Source organism: Stenotrophomonas sp. YJH_SMC_36, assembly GCF_059369935.1.
In genome coordinates this window covers 19030-34200 of the sequence record NZ_JCAFTD010000002.1, presented here as the reverse complement: position 1 = coordinate 34200, position 15171 = coordinate 19030, and the positions used below count along the sequence as shown (strand labels likewise).

Annotated in this window: 10 protein-coding genes; 8 read left to right on the top strand and 2 right to left on the bottom strand. The window is 64.8% G+C overall.

All coding sequences use genetic code 11. The features are described 5' to 3' along the window. The first annotated feature begins 12 nt into the window (after positions 1-12). The 5 genes from AC5P76_RS03395 to AC5P76_RS03375 all read left to right on the top strand — a co-directional run bounded on the left by AC5P76_RS03395 (position 13) and on the right by AC5P76_RS03375 (position 9699). On the top strand, positions 13-4443 hold the full coding sequence (locus AC5P76_RS03395; RefSeq protein ID WP_253118744.1) for an RHS repeat-associated core domain-containing protein: 4431 nt from the start codon (positions 13-15) through the stop codon (positions 4441-4443). Between the two features lies 1 nt (position 4444). Then, positions 4445-4945 (top strand): SMI1/KNR4 family protein, encoded by a 501-nt coding sequence (locus AC5P76_RS03390; protein ID WP_253118743.1) that lies wholly within the window; start codon positions 4445-4447, stop codon positions 4943-4945. A 53-nt stretch (positions 4946-4998) separates the two neighbouring features. Further along, the gene (locus AC5P76_RS03385; protein ID WP_164152623.1) at positions 4999-5865 is read left to right on the top strand and encodes a leucine-rich repeat domain-containing protein; all 867 of its coding nucleotides are present in this window, start codon (positions 4999-5001) and stop codon (positions 5863-5865) included. A gap of 177 nt (positions 5866-6042) precedes the next feature. Then, positions 6043-6630: an SUKH-4 family immunity protein gene (locus AC5P76_RS03380; RefSeq protein WP_253118742.1), complete on the top strand. Its 588-nt coding sequence runs from the start codon at positions 6043-6045 to the stop codon at positions 6628-6630. A 162-nt stretch (positions 6631-6792) separates the two neighbouring features. Then, entirely contained in the window at positions 6793-9699 is a 2907-nt protein-coding gene (locus tag AC5P76_RS03375; RefSeq protein WP_253118741.1) for a DUF2135 domain-containing protein, read from the top strand. A gap of 64 nt (positions 9700-9763) precedes the next feature. On the opposite strand, the gene AC5P76_RS03370 is transcribed toward AC5P76_RS03375, so the two are convergent. Then, the gene (locus AC5P76_RS03370; protein WP_253118740.1) at positions 9764-10972 is read right to left on the bottom strand and encodes an acyltransferase family protein; all 1209 of its coding nucleotides are present in this window, start codon (positions 10970-10972) and stop codon (positions 9764-9766) included. A gap of 175 nt (positions 10973-11147) precedes the next feature. On the opposite strand from AC5P76_RS03370, the gene AC5P76_RS03365 reads away from it, so the two are divergent. Beyond that, positions 11148-12008 (top strand): LytTR family DNA-binding domain-containing protein, encoded by an 861-nt coding sequence (locus AC5P76_RS03365; RefSeq protein WP_253118739.1) that lies wholly within the window; start codon positions 11148-11150, stop codon positions 12006-12008. Positions 12009-12046: 38 nt separating this feature from the next. Here AC5P76_RS03365 and AC5P76_RS03360 read toward each other — a convergent pair whose 3' ends face one another. Then, a complete protein-coding gene (locus tag AC5P76_RS03360) occupies positions 12047-12787 on the bottom strand; it encodes a M48 family metallopeptidase (protein ID WP_053519322.1) in 741 nt (246 codons plus the stop codon). A gap of 183 nt (positions 12788-12970) precedes the next feature. Here AC5P76_RS03360 and prfB point away from each other — a divergent pair. Continuing rightward, a protein-coding gene (prfB, locus tag AC5P76_RS03355) for a peptide chain release factor 2 (protein WP_111186457.1) occupies positions 12971-14096 on the top strand; the annotation gives its coding sequence in 2 pieces (ribosomal slippage) (positions 12971-13045 and positions 13047-14096; 1125 coding nt in all). Positions 14097-14141: 45 nt separating this feature from the next. Beyond that, positions 14142-14924 carry a helix-turn-helix transcriptional regulator gene (locus tag AC5P76_RS03350; RefSeq protein ID WP_053519318.1) on the top strand — a complete coding sequence of 261 codons (783 nt, stop codon included), beginning with the start codon at positions 14142-14144 and terminating at the stop codon, positions 14922-14924. Positions 14925-15171: the final 247 nt, after the last annotated feature.

Here is a 15171-nt window from a genome sequence, read left to right as displayed (position 1 = left end):
GGGAGTGTTGCCGTGAGCATCGCCGCCAAGCATTTCGATCCGCAGCTGGGTATCGACATCCACATGTATGCGGTGCCGCCGTGCCCGCTGCCGACGCCGCACATCGGCCTGGTGCTCGATCCGTTCGACTACATCCCGTTCATCGGTTCGACCATCAAGGTCAACGGCGTGCATCGTGGCACCGCCGGTACCGGCGGCCTGGACATCCACATCCCGCTCGGTGTGTGGGGGCCGCCGTTGGCGGCACCGATGGGGCCGCAGTTCGACGGCGAAGAGATCTTCATGGGCAGTCGTACCGTGTCGGCCGATGGCGAGCCGTTCTCGCGGCTGGCGATGCCGGTGCTGGACTGCAATCTGGCCGGCATGATCAACCCGTTCCGGGTGAAGAAGCCGAAGAAGCCACTTCGGGCGATGTCACTGCCGACCGGCCTGAACGTGGCCATTCCCACCAGCGTCAAGGTGGGAGGACCACCGACGGTGTCATGGACCGCGCTCGCGTTCCGCGCGGCGTTCGCAGGCCTGGGCAAGCTGCGCAAGAGTGCGTTCTTCCGCAAGAAGATGGATGCCTTTGCCAATTGGCGGCGGGGCAAGTGGGGAAACCTGCCCTCGGGTTTCCTGAAGTGCAAGGTGCTTCGCGCCGAGCCGGTGGATATCCGTGATGGCAGCGTGGTGGTCAACCACCAGGATTTCGATGTACCGGGCCGCTTGCCGCTCACTTGGCAACGCAGCTACGGCTCGCGCCACGCGGACGCGCCGGGTCTGTGCGGCGCGGGCTGGCAGACGCCGGCAGACATCCGCCTGGAGCTGCTGGCCGACGGCAGCGTCTGGCTGTCCGGCCCCGACCAGGTCGCGTTCTTCCCCGAGCTGCCGCCCGCCGAGGGAGAGGCCGGGGCGATTCTCGATTTCGTCGATGGCGCGCGCCTGCTGAGGCGGCGCGGGCAGTGGCGGGTGCGCTTCAAGAACGGCCTGCAGTACGTGTTCGGTGGCGAGCTGCCTGCAGGTGTCAGCGCGTTGCCGGGTCCGCAGTCCTGGCCGATCGAGCGCATCGAGGATGCGCATGGCAACCACTGGCGCTTCGAGCGTCGCGACGGCCATCTGGTGCGCATCGTCGAGAGCGGTATCGGTGACCTGCAGGGCCGCTTCATCGAAGTGGAGGCCCGGCACGGTCGCATCGACCGCATGGCGCTGCATGACCCGGCCACCGGCCTGGTGCATCCGCTGGTGAGCTACCGGTACAGTGCCGAAGGTGACCTGCTGGCGGCAGTCGACGCACTGGGGGCGCCACGCACGTTTGCCTATGAACGTCACCGCATGGTGCGGCATACCGACCGCGTGGGCCTGTCGTTCCACTATGCGTTCGATGCGCAGGGCAGGGTGGTGCATTCGTGGGGCGATGGTGGTCTCTACGATTATCACTTCGAGTACGACGCGCTGCTGCGCGAGACCCGGGTGACCGACTCGCTGGGGCACCTGAGCGTGGTCAAGTTCGACGAGAACCAGCTGCCGCTATGCGAGATCGACCCGCTCGATGGCGTGACGCTGTTCGAGTACGACGATTTCGGGCGCACCGTGGCGGTGACCGACCCGGAGGGGCTGCGCACGGCGTTTGCCTATGATGCGCATGGCAACCTGGTCTGCCTGACCCGCGCCGATGGCACGTCGATCCAGATGGAGTACGACCTGGACGACCACATGGTGTCGTTGCGTACGCCGGATGGTGTCGACTGGCAGCAGGCCTACAATGGCCAGGGCCTGCTGGTCAGCCAGACCGATCCATTGGGTGCAACCACCCGCTTCGACTACGACGCACAGGGCCAGTTGCAGGCGCAGACCAACGCACGGCACGCGGTCACGCAACTGCGCTATGACCGTCATGGACTGGTGGCCGCGGTTATCGATGCGCTGGGCCATCAGAGCCGGTTTGAGCATGATCCACTCGGCAACCTGCTGCGCCAGGTCGACCCGCTGGGGCAGGTCAGCCGCTACGAGTACGACGCCAAGGGACGCCTACTGGCCACCGCTGGCCCCGACGGCAACGGTGTGCGTTGCGAGTATGATGCCGAAGATCAGCTGCTGCGCTATACCGACGAAGCGGGCGCGCAGACGCGGCTGCAGTACGTGGGCATCGGACAGATCAGCAAGCGCCTGCAGGCCGATGGGCACAGCGTGGAGTACCGCTACGACACCGAAGAGCAGCTCATCGCGGTCATCAACCAGCGCGGCGAAACCTATCAGCTGGTGCGCGACGCGCTGGGCCGCATCGTCGAGGAAGTGGACTACTGGGGGCAGTCGCGGCGCTATACCTATGACGCGGCCGGACGACTGACCGCCACCGTGGATCCGCTGGGCCAGCGCATCGCCTTCACCACCGACAAGCTCGGGCGCATCACCCGCAAGACGCTGCCGGATGTACGCCATCCTGGACAGCAGGTACAGGAACACTTTGTCTACGACGTGCAGGGCCAGATTGTCGAGCTGCGCAATCCGGTGCGTACAGTGAAGCGCCGGTATGACCCGCTGGGGCAATTGCTGGAGGAACTGCAGGACGGGTTCCGCGTCGGCTATGCCTATGATGAAGTAGGCAACCGCGTACTGCGCGAGACCGCTGCCGGCAATCGGTTAGCGTTCGGCTACGACTTGCGCGACCAGACCGTATCGGTGGCCATCAATGACGAGCCGCCGATCTCGATGGAGCGCGACGCGCTGGGCCGCACCACGCGCGAGCAGCTGAGCCCGCAATTGCAACGCGAGTTCACCTACGACAGCCGCAACCTGCTGACCTCACAGTCGGTGTTGAAAGATGCCGCCCCGTTGTTCGAGACGCGTTACGACTACGACCGCAGTGGCAACCTGACCAAACGTAGCGACAGCGCACAGGGCGTCGATGAGTACCGCTACGACGCGATCGGGCGCCTGCTGCAGCATATCGACCCGAAGGGAAGGGTCGAGCGCTACTTCAACGATCCGGCCGGCGACCGGCTGCGCACCGAAGTGAAGCAGGTGCAGGCGCGCAAGGTGGTAGGCGGCGACGACGACGACCTGACCACCTGGACGCGCGAAGGCGCCTATCAGGGCGTGCACTACGTGTTTGACCGGGCGGGTGATCTGGTGCGCAAGGGCGCACCGCAAGGGGATGCGCCGGATGACCTGACGCTGATCTGGGATGCCAACCATCGGTTGGCGGAGAGCCGCCGCAACGGGCAGTCAACGTACTACGGCTATGACCCGCTGGGGCGGCGGGTGTTCAAGCGCAACCCGACGCAGACGACGTGGTTCTTCTGGGATGGTGATGCGTTGCTGGGCGAAGTGCAGCAGGCCAATGACGCCGAAGAGGCGGCGCCGGTGTGGGTGGGGAATGTGGGCAGCCTGGTCGAGGTACGGCGTCGGCAGCGGCAGCTGGAGAGGCTGCATGAGCGGGTGCGGGAGTATGTGTACTACCCGGGTACGTTTGTGCCGTTGGCGTTGGTTGTAGAGCGCTCCAGCAGGGGCGTAAGCGCAACTAGCAGTGCTCCAACTCCCGCAGCGAGCGGCGCAGATGCTCTGCTACATCGTAATCGTGCTTCAATACCAGTGAGTTCCACAGTTGGGGCCAGTAAACGCGGTATCGGTCTGTTGGGCGGTGGAGCATCATTGGGCTCAAGTGGGTTAATCATTGCCGCCGAGGTGGTCGAGCGCGGTGAAAAGCCACCCGAGCCGCTTCACAGTGAAGCGGCATTTGCCGATCCCGTTTCAAGCCTAGTGGGCGAGCTGGGATCTTCAGGTGCCAAGGTCAAGGAAAACCAACCGGGCAAGGAGGTATGGGTCTATCAAGTTGATCCTAATGGACGGCCCATCCGGCTGCTTTGTCGCGACGGGAGGTGCGGCTGGTCAGGCTCGTATGATGGTTGGGGCAAGTTGCATGAGGAACGCTTCGATGACGGGGTTCACAACTTCATCAGATTCCAAGGGCAGTACGCGGACCTTGAAACCGGCCTCCACTACAATAGATATCGCTATTACGATCCGCACGCGGGTTCGTATGTTTCAGAGGATCCAATTTCTATTGCTGGTGGAGTAAACATATATGGATATGCAAGGAATCCGTTTCGCTGGTTTGATGCGCTGGGGCTCTATGTAACAAAAACACTTGCTGAGTGGTTGAAGGATTACCCAGATCTATTGCAGGAGGCTAGGGATAAATTCAAGAGCGCGCCTGAGTGGCAGGGCATCGACCCGGATAGTACGCCCGTGTTCTATCGGCCGAAATCGGAAGTGGACGTTATTCGCGCTAAACCTGGAGAATCCGGTGGCCATCATCCTCACGGCTTGGCGCTGGGTGGGCCAGAGGGGCAGGTACTAACGATTACGAATGAAACGAGAAAGATTAAGAATCCGAATCATAGTGCTGCAACTGGATTGCAGAGAAGAATAATAAATGTGATAAAGGCGCAGTGTAGGAGCTGATATGAATATTCTGTATTCGAATTTCCTGGATTTTCTTGTGGGAAAGGGCTGGATTTTGGTTGGTAGGGATGGTGGTGATGGATCGCCACCTGTTATCGATGATTCGATAAATGCAGATGTTCCGGCCTTTTACCTGGAGTTTATTTCGAATTTCACATCGCTCTCGAACAAGGATGAGTCACGGTGGTTCGTCTCAATCGAGGAGTTTGCGGGTGTCTCGGATGGCGCGTTCTCCTGGGATGAGTTTGAGAAGATGAGCATTGACGCTGCAATGACGGATGCTGATGGCGAGGATGTTCGAAAGTTCTGGGCAGAGTATTTGCCGATTTTTATGGCGGTCGACGGAGACTATCAATTCGTTGGGCTGGGCCGGAGCTCTGGGGCGGTTGTGCACGGCGTTGAGCCCGAGTTTGAAAGTGTTACTAGGCTTGCCGAGACATTCGACGAATTTCTCACTGCGGCGATGAATGGCCAGTACGACGAACTATTCTTTGGGCGCTAGTTGCCGGGTGCGCACCGGCAGCATCCGCTGGCGCGCAGACGCGGCTGCAGCACGTGGGCATCGGCCAGATCGGAAAGCGCGTGCAGAAAGTTGTTCTGATGCATGGCAGACACGAAGCAGCATTCCCGACTCCGGGTGCTGAGCTGGTGTTCTTCAACGCCCCTTTCAACACTGAGAGGCTCGCCCGGATCGAGCAGGTTCACCTCTGGTCACCTCCCGGCGACAAGCTCGAAGCGCTTCCGGAGATCCTCAGGGAAATGCGGGGTCTCAAGACGCTCAGCATCGGGCCGGGATCGATCGCACCGTCGATCATGGATGGACTCGAGGAGGGGCTTCTGCCTGAGAGCATCGGGGCATTGAGCATCCATCTTGGCACGGGGACGTTGGCCTGGCCGGGCGTTGTGCTACCCAATCTGAGGACGCTGTATGTCGACGTGCCGGTGCGTTTCGACACATCAAGCTTCCCCGCGTTGAAAGTACTTTCGCTCTATCCAGACAGGTCATTGAAGAATCTCAGGCAGGCCCTGGCCCTGCCTCTGGAAGAACTGAACATTCTGAATGTCCCCGTGGATGGTGAGATCTTCAACATCCTGTCTGCATCGGCTGGTGGCCTCGAACGCCTGGGACTGTTGGGTGGCACGAAGCTGAAAAGCCTCGATGGCATCGAGACACTTGCCGCGTTGACGTCGGTATGGCTGAAGAATCTGAGTTCGCTGACAGACATCCGTGCACTGGTGGGGCTCGAGCAGCTCAGGAAACTGGATATCCAGTACTGCAAGAAGATTGCCAACATCGAGGTCATCAATGATCTTTCCGCGCTTCGTGAGTTGACGCTCGTGGGTTGCGGAAAGGTGGGTCTGAAGAAAATACAGGCAAAGATCGAATCGCTTCAGAAGCGCACCATTGGGGCGACGACCTAGCCACATTGCATGTGCGGTGCCGGTCTGCTGAGCCAGGTGGATCGGTGCCGCTGCGCACCATCCGGCGGGTTGTGCGAGGCGGTACCGGTGCCCCGGGGGCCGCGGAAGCCAGGTGTTCGGGGAAATCGCTCGTCGCGGCGTCGATCCGTGCCCGCTGAAACTGCATGAGGTTCATGCGTGACTGAAACTGCATTCTCCCGCGTTTATGGCTCGGGTTCGTTGGAGGTGAGTGCCCAGGTCCTTCGAGATTTCGGGCTGGAACCGTCGACGAGTAAGCTGATGCTGCGCCTGGGGCTTCCTTCACGGCTGCCGGGCGATGTGCCTGTTGTTCAGTTCGAAGTGCCCCACGTGGTCGAGATCGATGGCACCGAACTTCTGGCTATCGCGCGAGAGCCATGGGGCGAGGATCTGCTGCTGTGCCTGTCGGCGAGTGGCGAGGTACTTGCCGTGGGCGATGGCGGACGTCAGATCGTGAATGGACGCCTGTCGAGCTTCCTTGGGTTTCTCGAAGCGTATGAGGCATTCCAGGCCCAGGCAAAGGCGGATGATTCCGGTCCGATGGTCTACTCCCAGGCGGAGATGCAGGCCCGGCTGGAGGCATTCGAGCGGGGTGAGATTCCCAAGCGCTCTGCAAAGCCGCGATTCGATCGCAGTAGGGCGATCAGGACGCTGGTGTCGGAGTGGAGGAGGCTTGATGCCTCTGCACTGACGGAAGGGTCACGGTGGTCAATTGTTCTGGAACAGATCCAGGATGGCCTTGTTTGAGATGTCGGTCCTGTAAGGCGACATTCGGGCAGCAGAATCCGGACGACCACTGGGTGGCGTCCGGCAGCAATATCTTCCAGAGCCATCGCGGACGATCACCCGATCAACCCCGATCCGGCCTGCCATGCGTTGAACAGTTCGTCCTCGCTCTGGAGACGTACCATGTCGCCCGTCCTTCGTCGTGTGCTGTGCCTGCTGGCGCTGCTGCTCTGTGCCTTCACCACGGCCGCCCAGACCCACGGCCGTCCGTCCGTCCGCCCGGTTCGTGCGGTCCCGTTGCTGCAGGTCGCGGGCGCCGAGCAGCCCATCGTGCTGCGTCGGGCCTCGATCGAAGGGGAGGTCCAGGCGGGTATCGCCCAGACCCGCATCACGTTGGAGTTCCATAACCCCAACCGCCGGGTCATGGAGGGCGAGCTGCAGTTCCCGCTGGCTGACGGCCAGCAGATCACCGGCTTCGCCCTGGATATCGATGGCCAGTTGCGCGAGGCGGTGCCCGTGCCGAAGGACCGGGGGCGTCAGGTGTTCGAGGACATCGCGCGTCGCGGCGTCGATCCGGGCCTGCTGGAGCAGACCGCCGGCAATCAGTTCCGCCTGCGTGTCTACCCGTTGCCCGCCGGCGGCAGCCGCCGTGTGCAGCTGGTGCTGCGCGAACCGCTGGCGTTTGCCGCCCACGGCTGGCAATGGACTTTGCCGTTGCAGTTCGCAGCCAGCGCGGCCTCGGTCGAGCTGACCTTGCAGGCGCCGGATGCGGCGACCACGAGCGCAGGGCCGTTCCGCTTCACTGAGGGGCAACTGCATTGGCAGGGCCGAGGCGCCCTGTTGCCGGCGCAGCTGCAGTGGACGCTCCCGGCATCACGTCAGGCACGGGTACAGGTCGCACCGTGGCAGGACGGTCACTATCTGCTGGCACAGCTGCCGGTGCCGGTCGATAACGCGCCGCGTACGCTGCCGACCGATATCGGCCTGCTGTGGGATGGCTCCGGCTCATCAGGCAGGCGTGACCGTTCGCGGGAGTTTGCACTGCTGGACCGTTACTTTGCTGTGCTGGGAAACGGCACGGTCGCGTTGACGGTCCTGCGTGACCGGGCCGAGCCGGTGCGTCGCTTCCGTATCCGCGGCGGTGACTGGTCGGCATTGCGGCAGGCGTTGCAGGCCGTCCGCCCGGATGGCGCCAGCGCGCTGGCGCAGTGGCAGCCGCAGGCAGCCGTGAAGGAATACCTGCTGGTCAGCGACGGTCTGTTGACCTACGGCCCGCAGGTGTTGCCGACGCTCGCCGCCGACCAGCGCCTGTTCGCGGTCAGCAGTGCGGGCGCACATACCGATGTCGTTCGGCTGCGCGGTTGGAGCGAATCACATGGCGGTCGCTTCATCGCCCTGGGGACGGATGTCGATGCCGCTGCACGCGAACTGCTGTCTTCGCCGCTGGACGTGCAGGTCGATGCGGGCCGCGGTGTACAGGACGTGGTGATCGATCGTCGCAGTGAAGCCCAGGGCTGGCTGTGGCTGCACTCGCGGCTGGCGGCGGACGGCGTGCCGATGCGGGTCCGCGTCGGCGGCCAATGGCTGGCGCTGCCCGCGACACAGACGAGCGGCAATGGAGAACTGCTGGCCGGCCTGTGGGCGCAGGCGCGCCTGCAGCAGCTGGCCGCCGACCGTCGCGGCAACCGTGAGGCGATGCAGCGCCTGTCGCAGCAGTTCGGCCTGGTCGGTCCGGATACCTCGTTGATCGTGCTGGAGACGCTGGACGATTACCTGCGCTACGCGATCCGGCCTGCCGGCGCGCTGCGGACCGAGTACGACGCCCGCTTTGCACGCGTGGTCGCTGACCGCAGCGCCGCCGAGCGCCGTCGCCTGGACGACATCGCCGCACAGTGGCAGGAGCGCCGGGAGTGGTGGCGCCGCAGCTGGCCGAAAGACACGCCGCCGCAGTTGCAGGGAAAGGCGTTGGACAGGGTTGCCGTCTCTGCTTCGGCCGCTGCGCCGGTAGCGATGCTTGCGGCCGCACCTCCCGCGCCCGCACCGATGCTTGCGGCCGCGGAACGCGACGTCCAGGTGTCGCGTGCACGCGCCCGTCGCTCGGCACCTGCACAGGAAGCCGCACGCGATGCGAGCACGGGGAGCGGCGCTGCCGCCGCGCCAGAGGCCGCAGCGAACAGCGGTGCGCTCGGCATCCAACTGGCCGCATGGCAGCCAGATTCGGCCATTGCCCGGCGCCTGCGCCAGGGGCCGTCCTCGCAGCTGTACGACCGCTACCTGGCCGAGCGCGCCGCGCATGCCGACAGCAGTGCGTTCTTTCTCGACGTGGCCGATCTGTTGCTGGAGCAGGGGCAGCGGGATCTGGCCCTGCGCGTGCTGTCCAACCTGGCCGAGATGGACCTGGACAACCGCCATCTGCTGCGCGTGCTCGGCTACCGCCTGATGCAGGCCGACGAACCGATGCTGGCGGTGCCGGTGTTCGAGCAGGTGTTGGCGATGGGCGAGGAGGAGCCGCAGAGCTTCCGTGATCTCGGCCTGGCCCTGGCGGCGGCGGGCCGGCCACAGCAGGCGCTGGCGCCGCTGTACCAGGTGGTGACGCGGCCCTGGGACAGCCGGTTCAACGGCATTGCACTGATCGCGCTGGACGAGCTGACCCAACTGGTTGCACGCAGCACGCCAGGGCTTGATACCTCGGCCATCGACCCGCGCCTGCTGCAGCCGATGCCGCTGGACCTGCGGGTAGTGCTGTCGTGGGATGCGGACAACAGCGACATGGACCTGTGGGTGACCGACCCGAACGGCGAGCGCGCGTACTACGGCAATCGTCTGACCTACCAGGGAGGACAGATGTCACAGGACTTCACCGGAGGCTATGGACCCGAGCAGTTCTCACTGCGTGATGCCAAGCCGGGCAGGTACAAGGTGGAGGCCAATTATTTCGGCAGTCGCCAGCAGCTGGTGACCGGTGCCACGACCCTGATGCTGCGCCTGACCACCCATTGGGGCACGCCGAAGCAGAAGGACCAGAGGGTGACGATGCGGTTGAAGGATCGTGCCGAAACAGTGCTGGTGGGCGAGTTCGAGGTCAGATAGCGCCGAGCTCAGTTCGGGCAGGCTTGAGTCGGAGCCGGGCATGACCCGGCTCCACGCGATGGTGTCACGGTGTCGTCGCTGCGCCTGCCACCGAAGGCGATGGCGGATGGACGCGCAGGCCGAACAGGGGACGCAGCCAGCGGACACGACGGATCAGCAGCTCGTGGATCAGCAGGCAGCCGGCGACGGTGCCGGCAACCAGCAGAGCCGGTTCCAGCCAGGGGCCGAGCTGAAGGGGCCGCAGCCAGTAGAGCAGGACGATCAGCACGGTCTGGTGCAGGATGTACCAGCTGAAGACCGCCTCTCGGCAGTAGTCGAGGCCACGCCACGGCTGGTCGAGCAGCACGCGGGCCCAGCCGAACATCGCCAGCAGTGCGCACCAGGTGTACAGGGCCCGGCCGACGCGCTCGGTCTGCGCCCATGGCAGCGACAGCACCCATGGATCGAGCTGATCAAGGTCGGGCATCCGGCCCAGGGCGCGGATGCCGAGTTCGACCAGCAGCCCGATCAAGGCCAGCGCCAACGTCAGGCGCCGGCCGCGCACGAGCAGGTCCCAGCCGCGTTGCCAGCGTGCGGCCCAGAAACCGGCCAGGAACAGGGGCAGGGATTCGGCATGCACGTAGAGGTCGTTCAGCAGCGCATGGGTGGGCGGCCACGCAGGCATCACCACCAGCAGGGCCCAGGCCAGCCAGAGCACCGGCAGCACCAGGCCGATGATCGCGATCAGGCGGTCATCGGGCCGCCATGACGGCAGCCGCGCCCACAGGGCCTGCATCGGACCGGCCAGCGCGATGGCCAGCAGGGTGTAGGGCACCAGGTACGCCAGATACCACAGGTGATTCCAGGTGAACCCGTAGGCTGCGCCGTCGAAATGCGCGCCCGGCCACGGCCGGAACTGCCAGTAACGCCACAGGAAGGCGCCGAGTCCTGGCGTCACATCGCCCTTGTCCACCGCTTCGCAGTAGGCCTGCAGCGAGACGATCGCGACGATGCCGAACAACAGGGGCAGCAGCAGGCGTCCACTGCGTTTCAGTGCGAACCGGTGCCGCCCGTGCCGCGGCAGCGAGAGGCCCAGAGCGATACCCGAGATCACGAACAGCAGTGGCATGCGCCAGCGGTTCAGAGCGATCATCGGCCACTGCAGCCACTCGGCGGTGTAGGCGCTCTTGAGATGGAAGCCCCAGCCATCCACATAGGCCATGGCCGCGTGGTAAAGGATGAGCAGGGCGAAGGCGAGCACGCGGAGCGTGTCGATGTCATGGCGTCGGGTCATGGCCGCAACCGGCAGGAAGGTGACGCCAGACTGCGTCCGCAAAGGTGGAGGCGTAAGCGGCAGGGGGCCACCGGTGCCGCGGTAGTGACCAATGGCGGGCGTGCCGGGATCAACGGGGAGGCTACGCTCGCTCCCTTGATGCACGCTGAGGGACCGCGACGAGATGGATGCAGCAATGGCTCAGGGCAGACTGCCGCGCTGGCGAACGTCAAGTCGCCTGCTGGTGTGGGCCGCGATCCTGTCGGCGACCGCAGTGACGAACGCGCTGGTGGAAGTGATGGATTCCGGGCGCCACGGCACCGCCCTGGCCCTGTGGGAGCCCCTGGTCTGGGAGTTCAGCAGTGCCGGAGCGGTGCTGCTGACCCTGCCGCTGCTGTGGTGGGGGTGCCAGCGCTGGCCGTTGCATGCCGACACCTGGAAGCGCCTGCTGCCGCTGTACCTGCTGGCCAGCGTGGGGTGGTCGCTGCTGCACGTGGTGGGGATGATGGTGATCCGCCACCTCGCGTACGCCTCACTGGGCTATCACTACCAGGACGATGACGGCTGGTTGCAGCGCTTTGCCTACGAGTACCTGAAGGATGTCCGCACGTTCGCGTTGTTCGTGGCGCTGGAGCACCTTGCCGGCTGGTTCGGTCGCCGCCGCCAGGGTGAGGCATCCCTGCTGGCCGCGCCGGATGTCGGTCCGCCCGTCGAGCCGGTCGAGCGCCCGCAGCACTTTCTGGTGCGCAAGCTGGGCAAGGAATTCCTGGTCGCCACCGAGGACGTCGAGTACGCCCAGGCCGCTGGCAACTACGTGAATCTGAGGGTCCGCGGTCATGACTATCCGCTGCGGATCACCATGGCGGTGCTGGAACTGCGGCTGGATCCGCTGGTGTTCCTGCGGCCGCATCGCAGCTGGCTGATCAACCGCGGGCAGCTGCGCTCCATCGAGCCGCTGGATGGCGGCGAGGCCCTGCTGCACATGGCCGATGGGGCCAAGATTCCCTGCAGCAGGCGCCAGCTGCCGCTGCTGCGGCAGGCGCTGGCGGGAGGATAGGGGCGGGCGGACCTGCGGAGCGCCCGCCCCCTTCGTGCTTACTTCCTGTCCTTCTTGATCATCGCGTCGATGCGCGCGGCGCGGGCTTCCGAGCCGGGGTGCGACGACATCAGGCCGCCTTCGCTGGACAGCTTGCGGAACATGCTGGCCAGGGCTGCCGGATCATAGTTGTGGCGCTTCATGAACTGGTAGCCGTACTCGTCCGCCGCGCTCTCTTCCTTCTGCGAGAACTGGGCGTTGACGAAACCCTCGGCCAGGTCGCCGAGCTGGCCCTGGCTGAGCTGGGTCAGGTTACCGTTGCCCGACGCTGCCAGGCCTTCGCGGCCGGCCGATGCGAGCAGCGCGGTGCGCATCTTGGTCTTGCTGTGGCCCAGCTTCACGTGGCCGATTTCGTGGCCGATCACGCCACGCACCTCGTCATCACTGGCCATGTCCATCAGGCCGGTGTAGACGCGGACGCAGCCGTTGGCCATCGCCCAGGCGTTGACATCGGCGGTCCGGTAGACCTTGAAGTTCAGGTTCAGGCCGTCCTCGTTGGCAAGCCCCTGGGTGATCTTGGCCAGGCGCTGGGCATAGGGATCGTTGGCGGGTGCCAGCTGGTTCTCCTTGTCCATGTAGGCGCAGGCCTGGTCGGCGGCCGCCGAGACCTCTGCGTCGGACAGGGTCAGCGCCTTGCCGGCCTTCAGGCCGGTGCTGGTCAGGCCCTTCAGGTCGATGGCCGAGGCATTGGCGGCCAGCAGGCAGGCGGCCAGGCACAGGGTGGAACGCATGATCTTCATTGAAATGGTGCTCCTTGGATTGGGATGGGCCGCGCGTCCCCCTGTTGCCGCGGCGGCCGGGAAGTCTACCGGCTTCAGCCCGCCCCGTGTCCAGCCGCCAGCCGGGCCGCTGGGGGTGCCTCGCCGCCTGCCGGGCGCCTGCGTTATCATTGGCAGTCATTTTTTGAACGCACGACCGCCGACATGATCGAACTGAATCCTGTCCGCCAGCGCATCACCGATCTGACCGATCGCGTGCTGTCGCTTCGGGGGTATCTTTGACTACGACGCCAAGAAAGAGCGTCTTGAAGAAGTAACGCGGGAGCTTGAAAACCCCGACGTCTGGAACAACGCCGAGTACGCCCAGAACCTGGGGCGCGAGCGATCCAGCCTGGAAAAGACCGTGGGCGGCATCGCCTCGGTGCTCGATGGCCTGAAGGATGCGACCGAGCTGCTGGAGCTGGCCGAGTCCGAGCAGGACGAGGACACCGCGCTGGCCGTGGTTGCCGATCTGGACAAGCACCAGTCGCACGTCGAGAAGCTGGAGTTCCAGCGCATGTTCTCCGGCGAGATGGACAATGCCGCTGCGTTCGTCGACATCCAGGCCGGTGCCGGTGGTACCGAAGCCCAGGACTGGGCCGAGATCCTGCTGCGCATGTACCTGCGCTGGTGCGAATCGCGTGGCTGGAAGACCGAGCTGATGGAAGTTTCCGGCGGTGATGTGGCGGGCATCAAGTCGGCCACCCTGCGCGTGGAAGGTGACTATGCCTATGGCTGGCTGAAGACCGAGACCGGCGTGCACCGCCTGGTGCGCAAGTCGCCGTTCGACTCGGACAACCGTCGCCACACCAGCTTCACCTCGGTGTTCGTTTCGCCGGAGATCGACGACAACATCGACATCACCATCAACCCGGCCGATCTGCGCACCGACGTCTACCGTTCGTCCGGCGCCGGTGGTCAGCACGTCAACAAGACCGAGTCGGCGGTGCGTATCACCCACATTCCGACCAACATCGTGGTGGCGTGCCAGACGGGCCGCAGCCAGCACCAGAACCGCGACAACGCGATGAAGATGCTGGCCGCAAAGCTCTACGAGCTCGAGATCCAGAAGCGCAACGCGGAGAAGGATGCCGTGGAAGCGACCAAGTCCGACATCGGCTGGGGCAGCCAGATCCGCAATTACGTGCTCGATCAGAGCCGCATCAAGGACCTGCGCACGGGCATCGAGCGTTCCGATACGCAGAAGGTGCTCGATGGTGACCTCGATGAGTTCGTCGAGGCCAGCCTGAAGGCTGGCCTGGCGGTGGGGTCCAAGCGCGTCGATGCCTGATGCGCACGCCTGCGCCGATATCATCGCCTTCCGCAACGGAGGGCGATGATGCGCAGCGAGAGTGAACGCAGGGAGCTCGGCGGTTTCCTCAAGGCCTGCCGCGCCCGTGTCGACCCGGCCACGCTGGGCCTGCCGGCCGGGCGCAGGCGTACCCCCGGCCTGAAGCGCGAGGAAGTGGCGCTGGCGGTGGGGGTCAGTGTCAGCTGGTACACCTGGATCGAGCAGGGACGTGAAGTGCGTGCGTCGCCGGAAGTGCTCGAGCGCCTGGCCCGGGTGTTGCGGATGAGCGATGACGAGCGCGCATATGCGTTCGCGCTGTCCGGCTATGGCGTTCCGCTGGAGTCGCCAGATGAAAGCGTGACTGATGGCCTGCGCCAGCTGGTGGACGCGATGCAGCCGATCCCGGCCTACGTACGCAACACCCGTTTCGACATCCTGGCCTGGAATCCGGCCATTGCCGAACTGTTCGTCGACTACAGCCAGCTGGCGCCGCATGAGCGCAACACGCTGCGGCTGATGTTCCTGTATCCGCCTTATCGCACGTTGATCCTCAACTGGGAGGAGATGGCCCGGGGCCTGCTGGCCGGCTTCCGCGCGGCGATGGCGCAGGCGCAGGACAAGGCGCCTTTCCTGGCGCTGGCCGAGGACATCGCTGCCCACAGCGATACGTTCCGGCAGTGGTGGCCGGAGCATGATGTGCGCCGCTTCGACGAGGGGGCGAAGAAGCTGAACCACCCCACGCGCGGGTTGCTGGACCTGCAGTACGTGGCGCTGGTGCCGGAGAGCCGGCACGACCTGTCGTTGGTCACCTACCTGCCGCGAAAGTAGGTGGGTCGGCAGGGCTGCGCCCTGCACCCGCAGAGGCTTCAAGCCACGGCAACGGCAACGGCGTGCATTCCGTGGGATGGCGGGGCGGCGCCGGAGTGCGGGGACGCCGTGAACCCGTCCATGGGGGCTTGGCAGCCGCATCCATGCGGCTGACACCCCGCACTCCGACGCCGCCCCGCCTCTGACAATTTCCCGCGGCTGTGGGTGGGTGTCGACCTTGGTCGACACATCTGTCAGATATCGAAAT

What these genes read in the sequence shown, in the direction of transcription:
- AC5P76_RS03390 (WP_253118743.1), top strand. Translation starts at nt 4,445, where the DNA reads ATGAATATTCTGTATTCGAATTTCCTGGATTTTCTTGTGGGAAAGGGC.
- AC5P76_RS03375 (WP_253118741.1), top strand. Translation starts at nt 6,793, where the DNA reads ATGTCGCCCGTCCTTCGTCGTGTGCTGTGCCTGCTGGCGCTGCTGCTC.
- AC5P76_RS03370 (WP_253118740.1), bottom strand. Translation starts at nt 10,972, where the DNA reads ATGACCCGACGCCATGACATCGACACGCTCCGCGTGCTCGCCTTCGCC.
- AC5P76_RS03365 (WP_253118739.1), top strand. Translation starts at nt 11,148, where the DNA reads ATGGCTCAGGGCAGACTGCCGCGCTGGCGAACGTCAAGTCGCCTGCTG.
- AC5P76_RS03360 (WP_053519322.1), bottom strand. Translation starts at nt 12,787, where the DNA reads ATGAAGATCATGCGTTCCACCCTGTGCCTGGCCGCCTGCCTGCTGGCC.
- AC5P76_RS03350 (WP_053519318.1), top strand. Translation starts at nt 14,142, where the DNA reads ATGATGCGCAGCGAGAGTGAACGCAGGGAGCTCGGCGGTTTCCTCAAG.